Origin of the sequence: Pseudomonas sp. 21615526 (assembly GCF_013386245.1) — a bacterium.
Lineage (GTDB): Bacteria > Pseudomonadota > Gammaproteobacteria > Pseudomonadales > Pseudomonadaceae > Aquipseudomonas.
In genome coordinates this window covers 1-22,939 of sequence record NZ_JACAOM010000146.1, presented here as the reverse complement: position 1 = coordinate 22,939, position 22,939 = coordinate 1, and the positions used below count along the sequence as shown (strand labels likewise).

At 63.2% G+C, this 22,939-nt stretch carries 19 protein-coding genes and 1 pseudogene; 4 read left to right on the top strand and 16 right to left on the bottom strand.

Annotated features, from left to right (window positions below):
* Positions 1 to 74: 74 nt before the first annotated feature.
* Positions 75 to 935, bottom strand: coding sequence for a universal stress protein (locus tag HX786_RS28770; RefSeq protein ID WP_003217553.1), 861 nt, complete (start codon positions 933 to 935; stop codon positions 75 to 77).
* A 151-nt stretch (positions 936 to 1,086) separates the two neighbouring features.
* Between HX786_RS28770 and HX786_RS28765 the strand changes: the two genes are divergently transcribed.
* Positions 1,087 to 1,689: a tRNA-(ms[2]io[6]A)-hydroxylase gene (locus HX786_RS28765; protein ID WP_178912933.1), complete on the top strand. Its 603-nt coding sequence runs from the start codon at positions 1,087 to 1,089 to the stop codon at positions 1,687 to 1,689.
* Here the strand turns inward: HX786_RS28765 and HX786_RS28760 are convergent.
* Complete coding sequence (locus HX786_RS28760; protein ID WP_087693019.1) at positions 1,645 to 2,844, bottom strand: MFS transporter; 1,200 nt, start codon at positions 2,842 to 2,844, stop codon at positions 1,645 to 1,647. The two genes, HX786_RS28765 and HX786_RS28760, sit on opposite strands and share 45 nt — an antisense overlap.
* Positions 2,845 to 2,875: 31 nt before the next feature.
* Positions 2,876 to 3,262, bottom strand: coding sequence for an ectoine synthase (locus tag HX786_RS28755; RefSeq protein WP_003217559.1), 387 nt, complete (start codon positions 3,260 to 3,262; stop codon positions 2,876 to 2,878).
* Between the two features lie 246 nt (positions 3,263 to 3,508).
* On the opposite strand from HX786_RS28755, the gene HX786_RS28750 reads away from it, so the two are divergent.
* Both HX786_RS28750 and HX786_RS28745 read left to right on the top strand, forming a co-directional pair.
* Positions 3,509 to 4,216: a winged helix-turn-helix domain-containing protein gene (locus tag HX786_RS28750; protein WP_003217561.1), complete on the top strand. Its 708-nt coding sequence runs from the start codon at positions 3,509 to 3,511 to the stop codon at positions 4,214 to 4,216.
* Entirely contained in the window at positions 4,217 to 5,494 is a 1,278-nt protein-coding gene (locus HX786_RS28745) for an ATP-binding protein (RefSeq protein WP_008431015.1), read from the top strand.
* 135 nt (positions 5,495 to 5,629) lie between these two features.
* On the opposite strand, the gene HX786_RS28740 is transcribed toward HX786_RS28745, so the two are convergent.
* From HX786_RS28740 to HX786_RS28730, 3 genes are all read right to left on the bottom strand, one after another.
* Complete coding sequence (locus HX786_RS28740; protein ID WP_087693017.1) at positions 5,630 to 6,433, bottom strand: MipA/OmpV family protein; 804 nt, start codon at positions 6,431 to 6,433, stop codon at positions 5,630 to 5,632.
* 6 nt (positions 6,434 to 6,439) lie between these two features.
* A complete protein-coding gene (locus HX786_RS28735; RefSeq protein WP_178912932.1) occupies positions 6,440 to 8,263 on the bottom strand; it encodes a serine hydrolase in 1,824 nt (607 codons plus the stop codon).
* 120 nt (positions 8,264 to 8,383) lie between these two features.
* Positions 8,384 to 10,636, bottom strand: coding sequence for a tetratricopeptide repeat protein (locus tag HX786_RS28730; protein ID WP_178912931.1), 2,253 nt, complete (start codon positions 10,634 to 10,636; stop codon positions 8,384 to 8,386).
* A gap of 195 nt (positions 10,637 to 10,831) precedes the next feature.
* On the opposite strand from HX786_RS28730, the gene HX786_RS28725 reads away from it, so the two are divergent.
* Positions 10,832 to 11,500, top strand: a complete 669-nt coding sequence (locus HX786_RS28725; RefSeq protein WP_177042132.1) for a DUF3313 domain-containing protein — start codon at positions 10,832 to 10,834, stop codon at positions 11,498 to 11,500.
* 45 nt (positions 11,501 to 11,545) lie between these two features.
* On the opposite strand, the gene HX786_RS28720 is transcribed toward HX786_RS28725, so the two are convergent.
* The 10 genes and pseudogenes from HX786_RS28720 to HX786_RS28675 form a co-directional block, all read right to left on the bottom strand.
* Positions 11,546 to 14,038, bottom strand: coding sequence for a fused MFS/spermidine synthase (locus HX786_RS28720; protein WP_178912930.1), 2,493 nt, complete (start codon positions 14,036 to 14,038; stop codon positions 11,546 to 11,548).
* A 197-nt stretch (positions 14,039 to 14,235) separates the two neighbouring features.
* The gene (locus HX786_RS28715) at positions 14,236 to 15,822 is read right to left on the bottom strand and encodes an arylsulfatase (protein WP_177042128.1); all 1,587 of its coding nucleotides are present in this window, start codon (positions 15,820 to 15,822) and stop codon (positions 14,236 to 14,238) included.
* A gap of 76 nt (positions 15,823 to 15,898) precedes the next feature.
* Positions 15,899 to 16,900, bottom strand: a complete 1,002-nt coding sequence (locus HX786_RS28710; RefSeq protein ID WP_178912929.1) for an HAD family phosphatase — start codon at positions 16,898 to 16,900, stop codon at positions 15,899 to 15,901.
* Entirely contained in the window at positions 16,897 to 17,943 is a 1,047-nt protein-coding gene (locus HX786_RS28705; protein WP_178912928.1) for a BatD family protein, read from the bottom strand. Before HX786_RS28705 ends, HX786_RS28710 begins: the two co-directional genes overlap by 4 nt.
* A complete protein-coding gene (locus tag HX786_RS28700; RefSeq protein WP_178912927.1) occupies positions 17,940 to 19,439 on the bottom strand; it encodes a VWA domain-containing protein in 1,500 nt (499 codons plus the stop codon). The genes HX786_RS28705 and HX786_RS28700 overlap by 4 nt, the downstream gene beginning before the upstream one ends.
* Positions 19,420 to 20,427 carry a VWA domain-containing protein gene (locus HX786_RS28695; RefSeq protein ID WP_178912926.1) on the bottom strand — a complete coding sequence of 336 codons (1,008 nt, stop codon included), beginning with the start codon at positions 20,425 to 20,427 and terminating at the stop codon, positions 19,420 to 19,422. The genes HX786_RS28700 and HX786_RS28695 overlap by 20 nt, the downstream gene beginning before the upstream one ends.
* Entirely contained in the window at positions 20,414 to 20,881 is a 468-nt protein-coding gene (locus HX786_RS28690; protein WP_178912925.1) for a DUF4381 domain-containing protein, read from the bottom strand. Before HX786_RS28690 ends, HX786_RS28695 begins: the two co-directional genes overlap by 14 nt.
* Complete coding sequence (locus HX786_RS28685) at positions 20,878 to 21,813, bottom strand: DUF58 domain-containing protein (RefSeq protein ID WP_178912924.1); 936 nt, start codon at positions 21,811 to 21,813, stop codon at positions 20,878 to 20,880. The genes HX786_RS28690 and HX786_RS28685 overlap by 4 nt, the downstream gene beginning before the upstream one ends.
* Entirely contained in the window at positions 21,810 to 22,691 is an 882-nt protein-coding gene (locus HX786_RS28680) for a MoxR family ATPase (protein WP_178912923.1), read from the bottom strand. Before HX786_RS28680 ends, HX786_RS28685 begins: the two co-directional genes overlap by 4 nt.
* A 24-nt stretch (positions 22,692 to 22,715) precedes the next feature.
* Positions 22,716 to 22,939 (bottom strand): annotated as a pseudogene (locus HX786_RS28675) (hypothetical protein); the annotation flags it as partial.

Here is a 22,939-nt window from a genome sequence, read left to right as displayed (position 1 = left end):
AAAAGTGACCCGCTGTAAGAGCGGAACCAATACAAGCCATCCCCCAAAAACGGATATGCCCCCAAAAAGAAGCATCACCCATTAGCCAGCTCTTCCAGATGATCCATCAACTCCTGCGGCTTAAGCACCAACACATCACTGTCCACCGCATCCAGCACCACCTCCGCCGTATTCCCGATCAACGCCCCGGAAATCCCGGTGCGCGCCACCGTACCAATGATGGTCACCGCCGCCTGCCACTTGTGCGCCGCGTGAGGAATCAACACATCCGCCGGCCCTTCCTCGATATGCAGATGAGTGTCGTCAATATCGAACTCCGCCTGGAACGCCTTGCACTGCTCACGATACCGGGCCTCGATCGTCTCCTTGAGCTGAAACACCGGATCCGCCGCCGACAGCATTGGCGACGGATGCGCACTGATCACATGCAACTGCGCCTTGGCCAGGCTCGCGATATCAAACCCATGATCAATGATCGCGTTATGCAACGCCTGATGCTCGGCATCAGAATTGCCCACATCGATGGCCGCCAAAATCACCCCGCCAGCCCAAGGCCTGGACGTCTTCACCAGCAGCACCGGAGTCGGGCAGTAGCGCATCAACTTCCAGTCGGCAGGCGTCAACAGCGCCTTTTTCAGCGGGCTGTCAGCGAAATGCTGCTTGACCACCAACCCACAACCCTCCGCCTGCTGCACGTCGATGATGGTTTCATGCAGGCTGTCATTCCACGCCTGTTCGGTGGTGACGCTGTAGCCATCCTCCTGCAAACCGGCCTTCAGCAGGCTCAACATCGCAGAATGCTCGTGCTTCTTGTCACACACCAACAAATGCAAATGTGCCCCGGTGACGCCGGCAATCAGCTTGGCGCGCTTGAGGGCCAGGCTTTCCGAATGCTCAGGCTCGATGACCACCAGGATGCTGCGTATGGCTTGCATGGTCGGGTTCTCCAATAAAGGGTGGGCGTGGAACAACTATAGTTGCTGCCCGGCACACGTCATGTTGATGCACATCAAGCCCGGTAGCTGGCGGTCTGCGGCGCGGTCGGTATAATCGCCGGCCTTTTGTGAATCTTTGCCCGTGAGCCCGATGAACCTGCCAGAAATCCACGAATTCCTCGGTTGCCGCACCCCTGACGGCTGGGTCCAGGCCGCGTTGGCCGACCAGGAAACCCTGCTGATCGACCACAAGAACTGTGAATTCAAGGCCGCCAGCACCGCCTTGAGCCTGATCGCCAAGTACCATTCCCACGTCGACCTGATCAACCTGATGTCACGCCTGGCCCGGGAAGAACTGGTGCACCACGAGCAAGTCATGCGCCTGATGAAGAAGCGCAAGATCGAGCTGCGCCAACTGTCCGCCGGCCGCTACGCTTCGGGTTTGCGCAAGGTGGTGCGCAGCCATGAACCGGTCAAACTGGTGGATACCCTGGTGGTCGGCGCGTTTATCGAAGCCCGCAGTTGCGAGCGTTTCGAAGCACTGGTGCCGCATTTGGACGAAGAACTCGGCAAGTTCTATTTCGGCCTGCTGAAAAGCGAGGCCCGGCATTTCCAGGGTTACCTGAAACTGGCTTACCAGTACGGCGACGCCAAGGACATCGCCCAGGTCATCGACCGTGTACGCACCGCCGAGCAGGAACTGATCGAGTCACCGGACGTCGAGTTCCGCTTTCACAGCGGCGTGCCAGCCTGACGCAACCGCTGCACCGAGCAACGCGGTGATCCCGGCCAGTATCAGGATCACCGCCTGCGTCCCCAGCGGCGCCGCCAGCAGTGCGATCAGCAAACCGGCCAGCGGCTGCGAGAGGTTGTTGAGCAAGGTCAGCACGCCCACCGTCTTGCCAAAGTCCCGGGCCGGGATTACCCGTTGTCGGACGCTGCGGATGTACACGTTGAACATCTTGTCGAAACCGGTCAGCAGCAGGAAACCCACGGCGTAAGCCCACACATTCGGGCTGATGGCCGTGATCAACGCTCCCACGGCAATCATCGAATACGACAAACCGCCCAGCACCTTGAGCGGCAGGGAAGCGCGCGCCAGGAAAAACAGGATGGCGATGGTCACCAGCGCGCCGGCCGCCTGCAACCCGGCGTAGGTGTCCTTGCCGGCGGCGTATTGGCCAATGACCATCGCGGCGGAAGTGGCGAGGGTGACGCCGATGATCAGGTTCACACCCACCGCCAGGGCGATAATCCTTTTCAGCTCCGGCAGGTCGCGGATATGCCCGAAGGCAACGCGCAACGGTTGCAGCCAGATGTCGTTGTGCTGCTCGAAAGTTTCAAGATTGACCGTGGTGTGGCGTTGCCAGATGCGCATCGCCAGGTCCGCCAGCAGGAACAGCCCGGCAACCCCCAGCACGACCCAGTGCCAGGCCCAGACGCCCAACATCAGCGCCGCCACCAGCGGGCCCAGCACCAGCCCGGTCTGGTCGGCAATCTGCGAGTAGGACAAGGTCTTGGCGTAGGTGTAATGCTTGAAGATATGCGGCAGCAGCACCTCCCGGGCCATGATGCCCTGGGTGGTCAACACGCCGCACAGCGCCGAAAGCATGACAATCCAGTAAATCCCGTCGAACATTCCATACAGCAGCACCGCCGCCACACACGCCAGCGCCCGGTACACCTGGCTGATATGCAGGACGCGCACGGCGGGATATTTGTCGCACAACGCCCCGCACACCGGGAACGACAGGTACCGCGGCAAGGATTCGACAAAAAACGCCAGGCCCGCCCACGACACACTGTTGGTGGTCTGGAACACGATCAGCGGCACGATGAACAACAGAATCTGGTCGGCCAGGCGTGACAGAAACAACGAAATGAAGAAAGCCAGGTAATCCTTGCGCATGGTGTGCTCGTGTCCGTGAGTCAAATCGTCGTCAGTAGCCGGAGCCGGATTTATCCGTGAGATTGTGGCGCTCGTCGCCCTTGAGCGGCGGGTTGAATACGCTGACCAGCACCAGGTCCTGCTCCTTTCCGCCTCTTAGATAATGGCAGTCGTGTTGGTCCAGCGCATAAATATCACCGGGGCGGATCGGGTAGACGTTACCGTCCATATCTTCGACTTCACCCTCACCGGCGATGCAGTAGCAAGCCTCCAGGTGATTGCGGTATTGCAGCAGTGACTCGGTGCCGGCACGCACGACGGTGTGGCAGACGGTATAACCCATCCCGTCCTTTTCCGTCAGCAACCGATGGCTGGTGCCAGCGCCCCATTCGACAAAGTGCGCGGTGTTTTCAATGTCTGATTTGTGACGAACGAACATGGTTTTCTCCCGCTATGTAGGTAGAGGGCCATGATTCTCTTGTGTTTGTGGTGTTGTCATCAGCGACACTTCCGAAAAGCGTGTGGGGCGCATCTGGCGGACGGTACCGAGTTAAAGACTGCGGTGAAACTGTTAAAAACTCTTAAAAGCATGAAGCTTCGTCGGCCAGTGATGGCCAGCTGCTTTAGTCTGCCGGCTTGCCACCTATAATGCGCACACTTCAATCCGCGCGTGCACTGGAAATTTATGGATAACTTGGGTCTCGGCAAGGTCTTGCTCGTGGAGGACGATGAGAAACTGGCAGGGCTGATCGCCCATTTCCTGTCCCAGCATGGCTTCGAGGTGCTGGCCGTGCACCGCGGCGACCTGGCGCTGGCGGCGTTCCTGGAGTTCAAGCCGAAGATCGTCGTGCTCGACCTGATGCTGCCCGGTCAGAGCGGCCTGCATGTGTGCCGTGAAATTCGCAACGTGTCCGACACACCCATCGTGATCCTCACCGCCAAGGAAGACGACCTCGACCACATCCTCGGCCTGGAGTCCGGCGCCGATGATTATGTGATCAAGCCGATCAAGCCGCCTGTGCTGCTGGCTCGCCTGCGCGCCCTGCAACGTCGCCAGGCGCCGGAACCCACGGTGCGCGGCGCCCTTGAGTTCGGCCGCCTGGCCATCGACCGCAGTTGCCGGGTGGTGAGCCTGGGCGGGGAGAAGATCGACCTGACCACCATGGAATTCGAACTGCTGTGGTTGCTGGCCAGCGCCGCCGGGAAAATCCTCTCCCGCGATGACATTCTCAACCGCATGCGCGGTATTGCCTTTGACGGGCTCAACCGCAGCGTCGACGTGTACATCAGCAAACTGCGCGGCAAGCTCAATGACAACCCCCGGGAACCGGTGTGCATCAAGACCATCTGGGGCAAGGGCTACCTGTTCAATCCGTTCGCCTGGGAGGTCTAGATGTTAAGGCTGTTTCTGCGTCTGTATATCATCCTGGCCATTGGCTTGGCCGGGGCGATCTGGCTGGTGAACTACACCTTCGATGAGCTGTTGCCGGAAGCCAACGAAACCTACAACCGCGAAGCCCTGCGCGGCCCGGCGTATGGGCTGGTGGAACAATTGCGGCCGGTGACGGGGGAAGCGCGCGCCGCCCGCCTAGCCGAGTTGCAACCGCACTATGGGCTGCGCCTGGCGCTGGTGCAGCGGGACACGCTGAAACTTACCGAGCGTGAGCAGCAACTGCTGGCCAGTGGCGAGTTGGTGGTGCGTGGGGATTTCATGGAGTTCATCTCCAACATCGACGGCGGCCACCAACTGCTGGAAATCAAACTGCCGGAAGAGCCCAAGTGGCTGTACATGTGGGCCTATGGCTTCCTCGGCCTGTGCCTGGCGATTGTCCTGTACTTCTGGGTTCGGCCCCATTGGCGTGACCTGGAGCATATCCGCCTGGCCGCGCAACGTTTCGGTGACAACGATCTCGGCTCGCGCATCCTGCTGCCGCGCCGTTCTACCGTGCGCGAACTGGCGGGGCACTTCAACCAGATGGCCGAGCGCATTGAAAGCCTGATCGCCAACCAGCGCGAGTTGACCAACGCCGTGTCTCACGAGCTGCGTACGCCGATTGCGCGGCTGTCGTTTGAGCTCGACCAGCTCAAGCAACAGGCCGATCCACGGGAGAGCCGCGCACTGATCGCCGACATGTATGCCGACCTCGGCGAGCTGGAAGAAATGGTCTCGGAACTGTTGACCTACGCCAGCCTGGAACGCGGCGCCACGCAGATCACCCGGGAAAGCATCGAGGCCCACAGCTGGCTCGACAGTGTGATCGGCAGCGTCGCCCTGGAGGCCGAGGCGGCAGGCGTGCAGTTGCTGCTGCGCACCTGTGAAGTCGATTACATCCGTATCGAGCCGCGCTTTATGGCACGGGCGGTGATCAACCTGTTGCGCAATGCAATTCGCTACGCCGACCGGCGCGTGGAAGTGTCGCTGGTGAAGTTTGGCACCGGCTATGAAGTTCGAGTGAATGACGATGGGCCCGGTGTGCCGGTGGAAGGGCGAGGGAAGATTTTCGAGCCGTTCCTGCGCCTGGACGCCAGCCGTGACCGCCGCACCGGTGGCTTCGGCCTCGGCCTGGCGCTGGTGCGGCGGGTGTGCCAATGGCATGGCGGGCAGGTTGAAGTGCTGGATTCGGAGTGGGGCGGGGCATCGTTCCGGATGACCTGGGCGTATGCCGAGTAATCATCCAGGAGCCATGGAGATCAAATGTGGGAGCGGGCTTGCTCGCGAAGGCGGTGAATCAGTCGCCGGATACATTGACTGAAACACCGCCTTCGCGAGCAAGCCCGCTCCCACATTTTGATTGGGTTACCAAAGTTAGAACGTGTACTCGACCATCCCCATCACCGACGTCTGCAAGCGTCTCTCCACAATCGGGCTTTGCCCGGCCTTGTCTGCCAGGTACTGCACATCCAACAGCGTCGAAAACTGTGTGTGTTCGCTGATCGGCAAGCTCCACACCAGATTCATCCCGTTGCTGATGTTGCCGCCGCTGGCCTTGTAGGCCTTGAAGCGACTCTGTGCGGCCTGGCCGGTGGTCACGCCGTACCAGGTCTGCAGGTAGTTGCTGTCGCCAAAATGGCTGCTGAGGCTGGCATCCAGCGAACCGTAGTCGCCGTCGTACAGATTGGTGCCCAGGCTCAGTTCCAGGTGGGTGAACGCCTTGCCGGAATCCTTGTGATCATCTTCCTCAAGCGCATGCTCCAGGGTTGCGCCGAGAATCACCCCGCCCAGGTTATAGCTGCCACTGACACCCACCTGGGCGCGAGTCTTGATCTCGCCCATGCCCTTGAGTTTCTTCGAGCCCGGGCGCCCGGTCTTGCTTTCGTCCTTGCGTGAGCCGCTGGCGCCGACGTAGGCGCTGAAGCTCGCGCCGCCGCCGTCATAACCCCAGCCCAGGCCCTTGTCGGTGTCGAGGAAAATCCCCCACGGGCTGACGATGGCTGCGCCCAGCACCGGCGCGGTGACTCGCTCGTCGCTGCCGCTGTAGCGGGGCAGGTTGGCCACGCCGGCCTTGAGGGTGTATTCCCAGTCGTCGGCCAGCAGGGTGTCGGCGCTGGCCAGCAGGCACAGCGACGTCAGGGACAGGCACAGGTGTTTTGAACGCATGATGGTCTTCATGTGAGGTCAGAGACTCAAGGGGTTGTGGGGAGAATCGGTACGTTTGAAGTGGTAGCCGGAGGCGCTCAGGCCGTTGACCTGGCGACTCACGGTATCGCCCAGGCCATAGCCGTTGCCGGCCAGCACCGCGTGGGCGTTGTCCACGGGCAGCAGGATGTAGTCGGTCAGCGGCTCGTCGTGCAGTTGGCCGCGGATCACCAGGAAGCCGTTCTCCAGGCGCACGCTGATGCCGCTCAGGGGCGCGTCGGGCTCATGGGTGTTGAGCACTTGATAGGTGCCGATGGTGTCGGCCCAGGCATTGCTCAGCGGGGTCTGTTCGATGCGTTCGCCCACCGGGACGCGTTGGCCGTGGCTGCGGGCGGTGAGCATCTGGCGCCCTTGCACCGTTACCACATCCAGCTGCACGCGGCCCAGTTCACCGAGGTCCTTGAGCCAGAAGCCGAGGAATTTCTGTTGTGCCCGCAGCCAGCCCTGGCCGTCGCGCAGCAGTTCGAAACGGGTGTCGGCCAACTCGCCATACAGCTGGCCGTTTTCGTCCTTGATACGGAAAATGCCCCAGGCCGTGGCGTAGAAACCCGCCAGGCGCCTGCGGTCGATCGCGGCGGGCACCTGGCGGATTTTCAGGCCGTGGGCGGGCGCCTGACAGTTGTCGGCACACACCGGGTCGCCGGTCTGGGCCTGGAGCATCAGGCGCAGGGTGTCGGTGGTCAGGGACACCACCATCTCTTCGGCGTTGCTGTCGTTGGCCATCACGATCACGGCCAGTTGCTGGTCAGGCAGCATCGTCAGTTGCGCCGCGAAATCATCCCCGCCACCGCTGTGCTGGAAGGTGCGAATGCCGGGGCCCACCGGCTCATCGCCGCAAGGGGCGAGAAACCACCCCAGGCCCATCTGGCAGTCGAAGTCCAGGGCGTTGCCGGTGTTTTGCTGGCTGAACATCTCGTCAATCGACTGGCTGCCCAGTATCTGTCTGTCTTTATAGAGGCCCCGGGCGAAGAGCATGCGCACGTAGTGGCTGAGGTCCTTGGGGCTGCTCCACAAGCCACCGGCCGCGAGGTCGCGCACCTGGGCGTCGGCGCTGACGGTGCCGTCTGCATAACCCCGGGCGCGAAAGCCCGGTTGCGCGCCGGTGCCGACGAAGCTCGACTGGTTCATCTCCAGGGGCTTGAGCAGGCTGCTTTGCAGTCGGGTTTCGAAATCCTGCTGGCTGCTGCGTTCGATGGCGGCGCCGACCAGGGCGTAGCCGAGGTTGGAATAGGCCACCTGGGTCCCCGGTGGCGTGCTCAGCCAAACCCCTGAAATACGCATTGGCATCTGGCCCATGGCGAAGGTGTTGCGCACGTCCCGCAGGTGTTCGCTGGGCAGGCCGGACTGGTGGCTGAGCAGGCGGCGCAGGGTGATGTCGCGGTCGGCGGCCGCTTGGTCGGAATGAAAGCGCGAGCGTACGTAAAACTCCCGCAGGGTGTCCTGGATCGGGGCGTCTAGGGCCAGGCGCTGTTGCTCCACCAGTTGCAGGGCCGCGGTGGCGGTGAGCAGTTTGGAGAGGGCGCCGGCGCGGAACGCGGTGTTGGGCGTCACCGGTTTGCCCAGGGCTTTGTCGGCAACGCCGAAGCCGTGGGCCCAGATCAGTTCCTGGCCATTGACCAAGGCGATGGACAGGCCGGGTATGTTTTGCCTGGCCATTTCAACGGGGATGCGTTTTTGCAGGTAGCGGATGATTGCGCTGTAGTCGCCCTTGGGGATAGGCGGCGGGGCCGGCGGTTGGCCGTGGCAGCCGAGACTGCCCAGCAGGAAACCCAGCAGCGGAATACTGCGCAATGTGCGAAACATGAGGAGCACCCGAGGGGTGGTTTGGATGCTCGAATGCTAGGGGCGGGCCGTCGATGAGTCTTTGTGAGCTTTGTCGGGAAACTGTCAAAGACTGTTAATCGGCTGCCGGCCCAGGCCGGTTTATTTCAACGCCGGATCTCCTGGGTTGAGCTTCTTCCACGACTGCATCACCACCTGCGCCTTGGGCTCTTTTCCGTTTTCCAGGTAGTACTGGATCAACGACAGCCGCGCATTGCGGTTATACGGCTGCAATGCCAACAGCTTTTCCAGTTGTTCACAGGCCTGATCCACATGCCCGCTGTCATGCAGCGCCACCGCCAGTACATAGTTGTACTGCGGATTTGCGGGCTCCAGTCGCGCCGCTTCACGCAGGTGCGGCATGGCTTTGGCCGATTCCCCGGCGCGAATCAGCATCAACCCCTGGGTGTGCTGCAACAGTCCCGCCTCGGGGTGCTGCTTGAGGTTGTCCGCCACCAGCGTCCGTGCCTCCTCGGCACGACCGTTGGCCTCCAGCCATTGCGCCAGGGTCACCAGCGCCGGGAAGAAATCCGGGTCCCGCAGCAACGCGGTACGCAGTTGCGCTTCTACCTTGTCGCCGCGACCGCTGGCCTGGTACAGCATCGCCAGGTTGAGATTGGCTTCGGCACGCTCCAGCAAGCTCGACTGTACATTTTCGTATTCGGCGATCGCCTTGTCCCAGTCCGGCCCAAGGCCCTGGCCCGAGGCGCTCAGCAGGTCACGGGCGGCAATGATCCGCACCGCCAGCACCGGGTCCCGCAGCAACGGCCCATACAACGCTACCCGCTCAGGCGGCGGCAGGAATGCACTGATCGCCCGCACCGCGCTCTCACGTACTTGCGGCGCCGGGTTGCCAAGGTCCCTGGTCGCCAGTTTCAACGCCTGTTCACTCGGGTAGTTCGGCAGTTCAGCCAGCAGCGTCGCGCGCTGGATTGCCGGCAGGTTGTTGCGTGCCAACTGGTCATACAGCGCTTGCGCCGCGCCTGGCTGGCCACCCCGGATCAGCAACATACTTTCGGCGTAACGCGGTGCATGCTCGGGCTCGCTGGCACTCCAGAGCTTGAACTGTTCGCTGACCTTATCCCCGGGCCGGGGAATGCTGAAACTGTGGTCGTGCCGGAAGTCATTGCCCATGTAGAACTTGCCGGGCATGTGGCAATCGACGCAGAACGAACCGGGCTCGCCGGCCGCGTGGCGGGTATGTTCGGGGGAGTCGTAGTTCTTGGCCTGCAACCCGCGACCATCCACCGTGGCCACGGCGGTTTTGCCCGCTGTGTTGTGGCATTGCAGGCACAGGCCATTGCCCGGTGCTTTCAGTTCGGCGCTGTGGGGGTTGTGGCAGTCACTGCAGCGCACGCCCTTGTCGGCCATTTTGCTTTGGGCGAACGAGCCGTGTTCGAATACTTCATCCTTGATCTTGCCGTCCAGCGCATACAGCTCGCGGGTCAGCACGCTGGGCAGGTAATCGTCCATCAGGCGTTTGCCGACGGTATAGCCGTCCCCCAGTGGCGCGCGGCGGGCGTGGCAGCGGGCGCAGGTTTCGATCTCGACGGTGGCGTCCTTGTCTTTCAAATCCACGGCAAAGCCCGCGTGCAGCAGATCGCCTTTTTTCGCCGCCCACTCCACATGGTTCGACGCCGGGCCATGGCACGCCTGGCAGCCGACGCCCAGGCTGTTCCACTGGCTGTCGAAGCTGTTTTTGGCGGCATCGAAATTGCGCTTGTAGCCGGTGGTGTGGCACTCCACGCACATGAAGTTGGCGTTCTGGCTGGGCTTGCTCCAATGCAGCGGGTTCTTGAAGTTCACGCCCTGGCCGGGGTAGAGGTGAAACCAGCGGTTCTTTTGCGTATCCCACGCCACGGCCAGGGCCTGCAAGCGCCCCTCGCCAACCTCGATCAAATACTGCTGCAATGGCGCGATGCCGAAGGTATAGGCGACCTTGAAATCCGCCGCCTTGCCGTCGGCGCCGGGCGTGTTGACCCAGAACTCATCGCCCCGGCGCGAGAACCGGGTGGTCTCACCCTCGCTGCTGAAGGACACATCGTTGAAGTCGGCCGGTACCGTCTCGGCGGTGGCGACCTGCATCGCCAGCTGGTGGTGCGAGCCTTGCCAGTCCTTGACCTGTGCCTGGTGACAACCCTGGCACTGCTGCTCATCGACCATTTTTGCAGGCGGCAGAACGGCCACCGGCTTGACCACGGGGGCAGGCGCCGCCACTGGCAGCCGAGGCGTGCTGGCCTGGAGGAAAAACCAGATTCCGGCCATGGCCAACAGCAGCAGGGCGATCAGTACGGGATACAGGTAACGACTGGGGGAATCACGGCGAGGTACGGCTTTATTGTCAGGCTTGGGCATTACGACTTCCGATGTCCGATGCATTGACGCTCTGGTGGCGCGCTTAAGCTCTGTGCAGCTTTGACGTTGGGCGCTTGCCTGTCAAATAGTCGCTGTGAAATACCCCACAACCTGTGTTGTCTGCCGGGTTATTTTCCCAGAGTTGGCTATACCTACAGCTCAACGTTCCTTCGATGACAACCAGGGAGTTCGACGATGAAGCTAGGACTAATGATCGGCACGGTGTGCATTGCCTCGATCGGGGTGATGGGGTGTTCCAGCAAGGTGACGCAGCCGGACGAGTATTCCGGGTTTCTCTCCGACTACAGCAACCTGAAGGAAGCCAAGTCCCCCTCGGGCGCTGACGTGATGCGCTGGGTGGACCCCAACCTGAACCTGAGCCGTTATACCGGCGTGTATATCGAGCCCACCCAGTTCTACCCCAAGCCACAAGCCACCACCAGGATTCCTGAAAGCACCTTGCAGGGCATCAACACCTACTACAACCAGGCGCTGAAGCGCGAGCTGGAAAAGTCCCTGCCACTGGCCAACGGGCCTGGCCCGGGCGTGATTGTAGTACGGGCGGCCATCACGGCCGTCAGCAGCAAGACCGAAAGCCTCAAGCCGTATGAGTACATTCCTGTCGCGCTGGTGGCCGCTGCGGTCAGCACCGGTACCGGGATTCGTGACCAGGAAACCACCCTGGGCACCGAGGCCCAATTCCTCGATGGCGACAGCGGCAAGGTAATCGCCCAGGTCGTGCGTAAAGGCACCGGCAAGCCGTTGTCGAACGACTCCCAGGTGATGAAGGCCGATGACGTGAAAAGCGTGATCGACGGTTGGGCGTCGGACCTGCACCAGTCGTATCTGAAGCTGAAACGCTGATGTGTCAGGCCCGGGGTTCGCGCCCCGGGCCGCATGAGCCCCCGACTACTGGCCGATGAACCAGCGGTAATAAGGGTTGGCGCTGTCTTGTTGCAACACCGCCTGGATATCCCGGCCCCAGGCGGTGCGATCGCCGTCATAGGCATGCAGGCTGGCGCGATAGAACTGCATCAGGCGCTGCTGTTCGCTGGCCAGGGTACGGGTGAACGCCGGGTCCGCATTCAGCAATGGCGCAGGCACCCGCAGATCCAGCAGCGCCGGGAGCACCCGGGCGATCTCTTTGCTGCGTACCCACGGTGCGTATTCGATACGCGGCTGGTCATCGGTGACCGGCAGCGCAGTGCCCGCAAAACGCTCCAGGCCCTGGCGATCGGTGACCCAGGTCGCGAGCAGGGTTGCCGCGGAATCTATGCCTACATCACTCAGGGCGCTGCTGACGGTCGGTTGCTCAAAGCGCTGGCGAATCCGCGTGGCGTCCAGTTCGATGGGCTCCATGGAGCCCACCAGCAGCATTTCGTGGAATTCGCTGGTCCACAGCGTCGCGTACGGAAACACGTCGAGGAAGCTGCGCACCAGGGACTGTGAGTCCTCGATGTTTTGCGTCGGCAGGGGCAGCCATTGGGCCAGCAGGCCGTTTTTCTCCAGGCGCCGGGCAGCCAATTGGTAGAAGTCGCGGGAATACAGATTGACCACGCCAGCCGCCGACGGTGGCGGTGGTTCGAGGGTGATCAGGTCGTACGCCTGCGGGTTGCGCAGCAGTTCCTGGCGACCGTCCCGCAGACGCACGTCCACTCCCGGATCACTGGCAGCGTTGAAATTGCCCTTGAACAGCGGCGCCGCCTGGATCACCGATGGCAGCAACTCGGCGACTACCCGGTGCTCGAGCCCGGGATAACGCAGCAAGGCCCCGGCGGTAATCCCGGTGCCAAAGCCGATTACCAGCGCCGAGCGGGGCTCGCCGTTATGGATCAGCAGCGGCAGCAGTGCCTGGATCCGCATATAGCGCAGGGACGGCATGGCGTCGCCGGTGTTGGACACGCCCTGGATGTACAGGCGCTGAAAGCTGCGGGCGCCCTGGCCCTGGGTGACCACGGCGACCGTGGCGCCGCGACCTTCCTGGTAAAACGCCAGGCTCGCATTGCGTGCCCCGGGCAGCAGCTTGGCCAGGCGATCCACGGGCGTCAGTAAACCTACGGCCACAGACAGCAAACCGAGAGCGACTACTGCCTGGCGTCGGCCTTTTTTCACCCCGTGGCCACGACGCACGGCCATATAGCCCACGGCACCCGCGATCACCGCGAGCAAGCCCAGGGTACGCACCAGCCCAAGCCAGGGAATCAGCACAAAACCGCACAACATCACCCCGACAATCCCGCCGAGGGTATTGAATGCCACCACCGCGCCCACATCCAGGCCCACGTGCTCGCTGCCCACGCTCAAGCGCAGGGCCAGGGGAAAGGCTGCGCCAAGCAACAGGGTTGGCACAAACACGATGCACAGCGCGGCCACCGCAAAGCGTGCGCTCATGCCCGGCAGTTCGGCGCCGCCCAGGCTCAGCACCAGGGCTTCGGCCTGGATTTGCAGCAGCACCAGCCAGCGGCCCAGCAGGGCGATCTCCAGCAAGGCCACCAACCCGGCACCGGCGATCAGCAGGCCGAAGATGCCCCATGGGTCGCGGATCCGCTCGACCCGCTGCGCCATCAACTGGCTGCCGATAAACAGCCCGGCCAGATACGTGGCGAGTACCACGGCAAACGCATAGGTGCGGGTGCTCATGAACTGCACGATGGACTGCGACCACACCACCTCGTAACCCAGGGCCACGCCACCGGCGACGGCGTACAGCACCAGGGCCAGGCGCGCCGGTTGCGCGCTGCGGGTGTGGCTGGTCGGCGCAGGCGTGTGATGCCGCACATACAACAGCGCGCCGACGGCGGCCAGCAGATTGAGCATCGCGGCCACCAGGGCACTGCCGCGCACGCCGAACGTGGCGATCAGCACGAAGGCGCTGAGCAAGGTGCCGGCAATTGCCCCAGCGGTGTTGGCCGCGTACAAGCGGCCCCCGGCCTGGCCCAGGGCCTTGGGGTCGATGTCCAGCGAGCGCACCAGCACCGGCAAGGTGCCGCCCATCAGCAGGGCCGGGATGCCCACCAGCACAAATGGCAGGACCCAGGCCAGCAGGCCGACCTGTTGTTCCAGCCAGGCAAACGGGCTGGCGGCCATGCTCAGGGCCACGGTGGCAGCCACGCCGAGCACGGCGACGAAAATTTCGAGGATTGCGTACAGCAACAGCGGGCGTGACAGGCGATCGGCCCAGCGTCCGAACAGCAAGCCACCCAATGCCAGCCCGGCAAAAAATGCGCTGATGCCGGTGGTGATGGCGTACACCTCCACCCCCACGACCAGCGACAGTTGCTTGATCCACAGCACCTGATACACGAGGGCAGCCATGCCGGAGATGAACAGCAGCAGGGCAGGGATCAGGGTGCTTGAGGTATGAGCCAGTGCAACGGGTTTGCTGGCGGTGCGTGACGACATTGCAGATAGCCTTATGGAAATACCGATCAAAGTGTGGCGAGGGAGCTTGCTCCCGCTGGGGTGCGAAGCGCCCCCAAAGCCAGACACCGCGACTTACCTGAAAAACCGCGCTGTCTGGATGGGGCCGCTGCGCAGCCCAGCGGGAGCAAGCTCCCTCGCCACGGGTTGGGCGCCACCCATAAGCGCGGCGCCTACGGCTATTGCGCCGGGTTAGCCTTCATTTTTTCCGCAATCTTCTTGTCCACGGCTTCGCGGATCTGGTCGATGCTGAAGCTGGCCGGTTTCTGGCTCGGCGGGTACTCGATGAACGTCTCGAGGAACTTCGCCGATTTGGTCACCGCCACCGCACCCAGGTAGATGTTTTTGGTGCTCCAGTCGTAATACTGGTCAGACACCACATCCGCGCGCTCATACGGGTCCATCCTCAGGTTGAAGATTTTCGGCACCCGCAGTTGCACGAACGGCTCGCTCCACACCCGGAAACCGCCCGGCTGGCGCTGTTCGGCAAACACCACCTTCCAGTTGTCGAACCGCACTGCCACCAGTGCACCGTCATCGTTGAAATAGAAGAACTCGTTACGCGCGCCTTTGGGTTGTTGGCCGGTCAGGTAGGGCAGTTGGTTGTAGCCGTCCAGGTGCACCTTGAAGTTGGTACCGCCAGCCGTCGGAGCCCAGCCCTTGAGCAGTTTGTCCTTGACGTCCGCATCGCCTGCGGCGGCCAGCAGGGTAGGGAACCAGTCCATGCCCGAGACCATTTCGTTGGAGACTTCACCAGGCTTGATCTTGCCCGGCCAGCGGATGATCGCCGGCACCCGGTAGGCGCCTTCCCAGTTGGAGTCTTTCTCGTTGCGGAACGGCGTGGTTGCCGCATCCGGCCACGAGAACTGGTTCGGCCCGTTGTCGGTGGTGTAGACCACAATGGTGTTGTCGGCGATCTTCAGGTCGTCGAGGGTTTGCAGGAGTTTGCCCACATCGCCGTCATGCTCCAGCATGCCGTCGGCGTACTCGTTGCCGGGCATGCCGCTCTGGCCCTTCATCGAGTCACGCACGTGGGTGAACACGTGCATGCGCGTGGTGTTCATCCACACGAAGAACGGCTTGTTGGCTTCGGCCTGTTTCTTGATGAACGCCTGGGCGGCGGCCGTTGTTTCGTCGTCGATGGTCTCCATGCGTTTGGTGGTCAGGGCGCCGGTGTCTTCGATCTTGCCGTCGGCAAAACTGTGGATCACCCCGCGCGGGGTGTTGGCCTTGACGAAGTCGGCATCGTCCTTGGGCCAGTACGGGCGCTCTGGCTCTTCTTCGGCATTGAGGTGGTACAGGTTGCCGAAGAACTCATCGAAGCCGTGGTTGGTGGGCAGGTATTCATCCCGGTCGCCCAGGTGGTTCTTGCCGAATTGCCCGGTGGAGTAGCCCAGGCCCTTGAGCGCCTGGGCAATGGTGATATCGCGTTTTTGCAGGCCCACCGGCGCACCGGGAATGCCCACCTTGGACAAGCCAGTGCGCAACGGCGTCTGGCCTGTGATAAAGGATGAGCGCCCGGCGGTGCAGCTGTTCTCCGCGTAGTAGTCGGTGAACAGCATGCCTTCCTTGGCGATACGGTCGATATTCGGGGTTTTGTAACCCACTACGCCCATGGAATAGGCGCTGATGTTGGTTTGCCCAATGTCATCGCCGAATATCACCAGGATATTCGGCTTGTCGGCGGCCCAGGCTGATGCCGAGACCCCCATCACCGATACCGCCACTAGGGCGAGTTTCGGCAGCCACTTGCGTAGGCGAGTCATATGACTTGCTCCTTTCTCGGCTTGAGTCGCATTGCCTGCGACCAACGTTTATTACAGTCCTTCGCGACGTCTTTTCTTATTGCACCTGCTGTTGCACAGCCGGCTCGAACGGGTAGATGCGCTTCCACTCGGTTGCCATGTCCACCACGGTCCAGCCTTTTGTCCTGGCTTCATCCAGCGCCTTGTCCAGGCGCCCGATGTGAGAGTTGCGGTCATAGGCCCACTCGCGCGTGGCGTCGGTGTGGTGCACCAGGCCCATGAAGCGTTTGCCCTGGCCGGCGGCTGTCCACTGGAGCATTTGCAGGTCGCCGTCGGAGTTGCCGAAGGCCAGGATCGGCCGGCGGCCAATGATCGAGTCGATGCTTTCCGGCTTGCCCGGGCCGTCATCGTTGTGGGCGAGCTTGGCGGTGCGCAGGACCTGCGGGGCGCCATCCTTGATCTGGAACGCGGTGACGAAGTTGGAGCCGATCACCTGTTCCGGCGGCACGCCGTAGACCACTTCGGCGAAGGCACGCATGAAGGCAGTATCCCCGCCGGAAACGATGTAGGTCTTGAATTGCTGGCTGCGCAGGTAGTCGAGCATCTCCAGCATCGGCTGGTAGATCATCTCGGTGTAGGGCTTGCCGGTTTTCGGGTGACGGGCCTGGGCGAGCCAGGTCTTGGCGTTGTCGATAAAGGCGTCGGTGGTGATCCCGGTATGGGTGGCGCCGATGATTTTCAGCAGGCCTTCCATGCCGCTTTGCGCCAGGGCCTGGTGATCGTTGTCGAGCACGGCCTTGAATGGCTGGGTGGTTTTCCACTCGGGATGCCGGGGGGCGAGGCGCTTGATTTCGTCGAAGGCAAACAGCACCTCGAAGTAGGCCGGCTGTTCGGTCCACAGGGTGCCGTCGTTATCGAATACGGCGATGCGTTCGGCGGGTTTTACATAGTCCCTGGAGCCTTCGGCGGTCACGGCCTGGACGAATTCGATGATGTGTTGTTTGTTCGCGCCTTCGCTCCACGAGGGCAGCGGATCGGCCGCCAACGCAGGCAGGCTTATCAGCAGCAGAAGGGGCAAGACGCAACGCAGGGACGTCATGGGAAATCCTTTTCGCGACGGGGGTTCAGTGGTAGCAAGCGTAGTCGACGAAAGCGCCAGCGCAACGCCTCGCAGCCACGTCGCCACAGGGGTGGGACTCGTGGCCATAGGCCATGCACGAGGTACGCGGCCAGTACCAGCACCACCAGGGCCGCGCTCCAGGCCATGCCGTGCCGTGACAGTTGCCAGCTGTGCTGGCCGAGTTGCTTGAGGTCCTCGGCGATGGAAAACGTCGGGGTGTAGGCACTTGCGGCTTGCACCTCGATGCTGATCTCGGGCACCCGCGTGAGTTGCAGGCGATGGTTGCGGCTGTCCCACCATTTCACGCTGATCGCCGGCAGTTGGTAGTGACCGGGCTGTTCGACGCGGTACACCTGCCGGTCGATGCGTTGGCCGCCGGTGATGTTGCCGCGGCCATCATCCAGGTTGCCGATGAGCGGCGACTGCGGGTAGCGACGCAGGCCTTTTACCTGGGCCTGGTCAGGTGGCGGCAGTGACAGGCCGGGGGTGTTGTCGGCTTGCAGGGTGAGGGTGCGGGTGAGGGTGTCGCCGACCTTGAGCGGTGTGGTGGTGACCGCCTGGGTCAGGCGCAGCCCGTCAGCCACCAACACGGTTTCCCCGGGTTCGAACCCCGGCGGCTGGGTCGCCTGGAATGACAGCGCCGCCGTTTGCGCATTCAACGGTGCACTGGCCTGGCCGGGCTGGGCCTGCACCGTCAGGGCCGGGATGTTGAACGTCTGGGCCACGGACGGGGTGATGCGATAGCGGTAGCGCATGCCGTAGAAGGTCTTGCCCTCGATCACCTGGTTGACGTGTTCGGATTCACTGTCCGGCGCCTGCACCCGCGCGCCGGGCAACTGCAGCGGCGGCAGGCTGGCGGCGGCGGTGAACCAGGTGTCGGTCAATACATCGACCTGCAATTGCACTTGTTCGCCCACCACCACGTTGTTGCCAGGCACCAGTTGCGCCTGCACCTTCAATTGCGGTTCGGCCGCCCACAACGGGCCAGCGATCAGCAGCAACAGCCAGCAGAGCCGGTTCATGGCTGGGCTCCCTGGTCCTGCAGGCTGAACTTGCGCCGCAGGAAGTTCGCCGGGGAAGTTGTCAGGTTCTGCAGCCACAGCGCGTCGTTGCTCGCCTGTTCGGTCTGGATAGTCTTGCTCTTGCCCTTGCCGGCGGCCTTGTCGAACTTGACCGCATCAGGCTTGACCTCGGGGGCGTTGTCCGAGGCGTTCTCGGTGTCTTTCTTCAGGGCCAACGCCAGCGCCAGGTTGGCGCTGGCTTCGGGGAACTGCGGTTGCTGCTGCAAGGCTTGCTGGTAGGCGGTGATCGCGTCGTCGAACTTGAAGCGGCGCACGTGGATATTGCCCCGGTAGAACGCGGCCTGTGCGGTGTCGAGTTGGGCGAAGGTCGCCAGGGCCAGGTCGTAGTCGGCGGCATTGTAGGCGGCGACACCCTTCCAGTAGGGGTCGACAAACAGCGCGGCAGCGGCGGGGTAGTGATGGTGTTCGAAGGCCCAGCGGCCTTGCTGGTCGCGGGTGAAGAACGCGTCGGTCAGGGCATTGGCCTCGGCGGGCGCAGGTTGCAGGAACGCCCCCAGCACCAGCACCGCCATCCAGTTCAGGCTCCAGCCCCGGCGCACGCTGAACAACGCCAACAGCAGCAGCGGCCAGCACAGCCAGTAGCCAGCATCTTTCCATTGCAGGTTGCGCTGTTGTTCATCGGCGTTCTGGAAGTGCTGCTGGGCATGCAGTTCTACCCAGTCGAGGTCGTCATCGTCGAGGGTCAGGCTGCCCAGGGGCGCGTCGGTGGCCGCGGCCAGTTGCTTCAAGGCGTCGGCATCGAAGTTCACGCCGACCGCCAATACCAGCACCTGCAACGGGCTGTCCGCGAGGTGTTGTTTGAGCTGCGGCAGCTGCGCGAGGTCGGCGCCGTCGGTGATCAGCAACAGGCTGCCGGGGGCGTTTTCCGCCGCGAGCAAACGCTTGGACTGGTCGATCACTCCGGCCACATCCCGTCCGGGCTTGCTGATCAGGTCGGTGGCCAGGGCCTGGATAAAGCTGTCGAGCAATGCCGGGTCGTCCGTCGGCGGCAATACCAGATGCGCGCTTCCGGCATACACCATTAACGCAGTACGCGCGCCCTGGCGGCGCTGCACCAGGTCCTGCAACTTGTGCTTGGCAGCTTGCAGCCGGGCAGGCGGCACGTCGGCGGTGTCCATCGACGGTGACAGGTCGAGGGCGATGATCAGCGGCGCGCGGTTTTCCAGGAAGTCGGGGCGGTCCTGTTCCCAGGTGGGGCCGGCACTGGCCAGTGCGCCGAAAATCAGCAGCGCGCTGACCAGATGCACCGGCCGCAGGCGATGGCGATCAGTCGGCGTCAACAGCAAATGTGGCAACAGGTGCGGCGCGATATTGCCCCGCAAGCGTCGTTGCAGGTCCTTGCTGCGGCGCCACAGCAGCGGCAGCAACAGGCCGAGCAACGCCAGCAGCAGCCAGCCCGGGCGCAGGAAGTGGAAGTCACTGAGGTTGAACGCCATCGCGGACCTCCCGATGGCGCAGTCCCAGATGCGGCCACAAAGCGGCGATCAGGTGATACAGCGCCAGCACGGCGATGGCTGCCGCGAGTGGGATCCAGAACAGATCACGCTTGGGCTGGTGGCTCAGGGTGTTCACCTGATGCGGGGTGATCTGGTCGAGGGTGGCGTAGACCTGGTCCAGGGTGTCGCGGTTTTCGGCGCGCAAATAGCGCCCGCCGGTGGCCTCGGCAATCTGTTGCAGGGCGCTCAGGTTGACCTTGGATTCGCCCGAGGCGCCCGGGTCGCCAATGCCGATGGTGTGAATCACCACGCCCTTGGCCGCCGCCATCGAGGCCGCGTGATCGGGCGGGATCGCGCTGCTGGTGTCGTTGCCGTCGGTGAGCAGGATCAGCACCTTCTCTTGCTCATGGGCCTGGTTCAGCAGTTTCAGGCTCAGGCCGATGGCATCGCCAATCGCGGTATTGGGCCCGGCCATGCCGATGCCGCTGTCATCCAGCAGCAGCGACAGGCTGGCGTGATCGAGGGTCAACGGCGCCTGGGGATAGGCACCGCTGCCAAACAGGATCAGGCCGATACGGTCGTCCTTGCGGCGCTGGATAAAGCCCTGCACCACCTGTTTGACGGCGGCCAGGCGGTTGATCTTCTGGCCATTGGCGTCGGTGAAGTCCTGGGTTTCCATGGACTGCGAGATGTCGATGGCCAGCATCAGGTCACGCACCGGCTGTTGGCGTTCGATGGGTTTTTCGATCCACACCGGGCGGGCAATGGCCAACACCAGCAGCGCCCACACCAGCAGGTTGAGCAGCAATTGCAGGCGATTGCTGCGGATGCCGCTGGCGGCGGGCGTCTGGCCCACGGCCCGGCTGAGGCTGGCAAAAAACGGCACGCGCACGGCGCTGCGGGCTTCGCGGTATTCCGGCAGGTAACGGTAGGCCAGCCACGGCAACGGCAGCAGGAGCAACAGCCAGGGGTAATCAAGCTGCCACATGGTGATGCTCCACCCAGGCTTTGCACCGGGCCAACAACTGTTCACGTTGCATGCTGGACATATCGGCTGCCCCATACGCCAGGCTCGCCAGTTGAAGGCTGAAATCCTCCGGCAGCGGCGTACCGCCATGGCGCAGCAGGAACGCCTGCCAGTCGGCCCCGCTCAAGGTTGGCACGCGCTGGTGTTCTTCGGGCGCAAGGGGCATCGACAGGGCCACGCGCTTGAGCAGTTCCGGCAATTCGCGCAGGTCTTCGATCACGTTGAGGCGCGCCAGGGCTTCGCGGCGATAGGTATTGCGGCGCCAGCGCAACCAGGCGCGGACGCCCAGCACCAGCAGGGCAATCGCCAGCAAACCGAGCAGCACCCACCAGCCCCACGTCTGCGGCCAGTAGCTGACCGGCGCCGGCAGGCCCAGCTCCTTGAGTTGTTCGATGCTCGGCACATTGGCGTTCATCGCCGCGCTCCATTGCGCCGGCCCAGCTCATCGCGCAGTTGGTCAACTGCAGGCAGCGCCGTGCTGATCATCAACAGCGGCACCTGGCTGCGGCGCAGCAGGCTGGCGACGTCCTTTAGGCGCCCGCCAAGAAAGTCCCCCAGGGGTTGGCGCACCTGGCGTTTCTGTACGGCGAGTTCCACCTGCAACTGGCCCTGGGTGACCATCAGGTGCCCGCTATCCGGCACGTTCAACGCCAGCGGGTCATAGACTTGCAGGGCGATCACATCGTTGTGGGCCGACAGCTGCCGCATCAATTGCAGAGTGCGGTCACCGGCCCCGGCGAAGTCGCTGACGATGCAGATCAGGTGGTCATGCCCGGCCAGCGCCAGGCACCGTTGCAGCACCTTGTCGAGCTGGCCGTCGGCTTCATGGTCCGGGTTGCCGGCGCTCAACGCGGCGTTCTGTTGGACGATGCGGCTGCACAAGGCTTCGACGCGCTTGCGGCTGCGCAACGGCGCCACACTGTCGATGTGCTCATCGTTGAACACCAGCCCGCCCACCCGGTCACCGGCGTTGAACACCATCCATGCCGCCAGCGCACCCAATTCGGCGGCGACGGCCGATTTGAAGCTGCGCACCGAACCGAAGAACATCGACATGCGCTGGTCGACCACGATAAGCGCCGGGCGGTCGCGCTCCTCGGTAAAGGTGCGGATCACCGGTTTGCCGGTACGCAGGGAGGCGCGCCAGTCCAGGTGACGCAGATCATCGCCGGGCTGGTAGCGACGCAGTTCATCGAAGTTCAAGCCGCGCCCGCGCAGCCGCGAGGCATGGTTGCCGGCGAGGATGCTGCCCTGGGGCTGGCGCGTGACGAAACTCAGGCCACGGGTCTGGAACTGCAGGGCCATCAACTGCCCCAGGGACACGTAGACCAGGCCGTCGGCGTTCATGCCGGGATCGCCACTTTATCCAGCAGGCGGTCCAGCACCTGGTCGGCCGTGACGCCATCGGCCACCGCGTCGTAGCTCAATTGCAGGCGGTGACGCAGCACCGGGTGCGCCACCGTGCGCACGTTGTCCGGGGTGACGAAGGCCTGGCCTTGCAGCCAGGCGTCGGCACGGGCGGCGCGGTCCAGGCCAATGCCGCCACGGGGGCTGGCGCCGAGGCTGATCCAGCGCGCCAGGTCGGCGTCGTAGTCGGCGGGATGGCGGGTGGCGTTGACCAGGTCGATCAAGTAGCGGTCGATGGCGGGGGACACCCGGATCGCGCTGACCTCCTTGCGGGCAGCGAAGATCACTTCGGGGGCGAGGGTGAAGCCCCGGGTCGCCGCTGTGGCGGCATGCTGTTCTTCTTCACGCAGCAGGCGCAGCACCTGGCTTTCGTTGTCGGCGCTTGGGTAATCCAGCAGGACTTTCATCAGGAACCGGTCCATCTGCGCTTCCGGCAATGGGTAGGTGCCTTCCTGTTCGATGGGGTTTTGGGTGGCGACCACGATAAACAGCTCGGGCAGCGGATGGCTGGCGCCGGCTACGGTGATCTGGCGTTCTTCCATGGCTTCGAGCAAGGCCGCCTGGACCTTGGCCGGGGCGCGGTTGATTTCATCGGCGAGGATCAGGTTGCCGAACAACGGGCCTGGCTGGAAACGGATCTGGTTCTGGCCATCCACCTGGTGCAGCACCTCGGCGCCGGTGATGTCCGAGGGCAGCAGGTCGGGGGTGAACTGGATGCGANNCAGACCGATGAGGATCTGCCGGATGACCTGGTCCTGACCCAGCACGCTTTCGCCGATGCTGGCTTGCAGGGCGGTTAAATCGTTGAGCGTCGTCATCACAATCATCCTTGAAACGATGGGTCACCAGGGCGCGGCGACCACGATGTACTGCACGGAGCTGCCGACGTATTGCGGCTGGTACCAGGTGGGCCCGCAGTGCTGGTAGGCCACGCCATTGGCGACCACCGAGACGCAATCCACCGGCACCGTGGTGACGCGCGTACCGATGGCGAGGAGGGTCGCCGTGGTCGCGCCGACCACCGCGGCGGTGGCCCATGGGTGGTACCAGTCATCGCCATGAGGGG

Excerpts from the sequence above, each read along its gene's own strand:
- HX786_RS28770 (WP_003217553.1), bottom strand. The coding sequence starts at position 935 with ATGCAAGCCATACGCAGCATCCTGGTGGTCATCGAGCCTGAGCATTCG.
- HX786_RS28765 (WP_178912933.1), top strand. The coding sequence starts at position 1,087 with ATGAACCTGCCAGAAATCCACGAATTCCTCGGTTGCCGCACCCCTGAC.
- HX786_RS28760 (WP_087693019.1), bottom strand. The coding sequence starts at position 2,844 with ATGCGCAAGGATTACCTGGCTTTCTTCATTTCGTTGTTTCTGTCACGC.
- HX786_RS28755 (WP_003217559.1), bottom strand. The coding sequence starts at position 3,262 with ATGTTCGTTCGTCACAAATCAGACATTGAAAACACCGCGCACTTTGTC.
- HX786_RS28750 (WP_003217561.1), top strand. The coding sequence starts at position 3,509 with ATGGATAACTTGGGTCTCGGCAAGGTCTTGCTCGTGGAGGACGATGAG.
- HX786_RS28745 (WP_008431015.1), top strand. The coding sequence starts at position 4,217 with ATGTTAAGGCTGTTTCTGCGTCTGTATATCATCCTGGCCATTGGCTTG.
- HX786_RS28740 (WP_087693017.1), bottom strand. The coding sequence starts at position 6,433 with ATGAAGACCATCATGCGTTCAAAACACCTGTGCCTGTCCCTGACGTCG.
- HX786_RS28735 (WP_178912932.1), bottom strand. The coding sequence starts at position 8,263 with ATGTTTCGCACATTGCGCAGTATTCCGCTGCTGGGTTTCCTGCTGGGC.
- HX786_RS28730 (WP_178912931.1), bottom strand. The coding sequence starts at position 10,636 with ATGCCCAAGCCTGACAATAAAGCCGTACCTCGCCGTGATTCCCCCAGT.
- HX786_RS28725 (WP_177042132.1), top strand. The coding sequence starts at position 10,832 with ATGAAGCTAGGACTAATGATCGGCACGGTGTGCATTGCCTCGATCGGG.
- HX786_RS28720 (WP_178912930.1), bottom strand. The coding sequence starts at position 14,038 with ATGTCGTCACGCACCGCCAGCAAACCCGTTGCACTGGCTCATACCTCA.
- HX786_RS28715 (WP_177042128.1), bottom strand. The coding sequence starts at position 15,822 with ATGACTCGCCTACGCAAGTGGCTGCCGAAACTCGCCCTAGTGGCGGTA.
- HX786_RS28710 (WP_178912929.1), bottom strand. The coding sequence starts at position 16,900 with ATGACGTCCCTGCGTTGCGTCTTGCCCCTTCTGCTGCTGATAAGCCTG.
- HX786_RS28705 (WP_178912928.1), bottom strand. The coding sequence starts at position 17,943 with ATGAACCGGCTCTGCTGGCTGTTGCTGCTGATCGCTGGCCCGTTGTGG.
- HX786_RS28700 (WP_178912927.1), bottom strand. The coding sequence starts at position 19,439 with ATGGCGTTCAACCTCAGTGACTTCCACTTCCTGCGCCCGGGCTGGCTG.
- HX786_RS28695 (WP_178912926.1), bottom strand. The coding sequence starts at position 20,427 with ATGTGGCAGCTTGATTACCCCTGGCTGTTGCTCCTGCTGCCGTTGCCG.
- HX786_RS28690 (WP_178912925.1), bottom strand. The coding sequence starts at position 20,881 with ATGAACGCCAATGTGCCGAGCATCGAACAACTCAAGGAGCTGGGCCTG.
- HX786_RS28685 (WP_178912924.1), bottom strand. The coding sequence starts at position 21,813 with ATGAACGCCGACGGCCTGGTCTACGTGTCCCTGGGGCAGTTGATGGCC.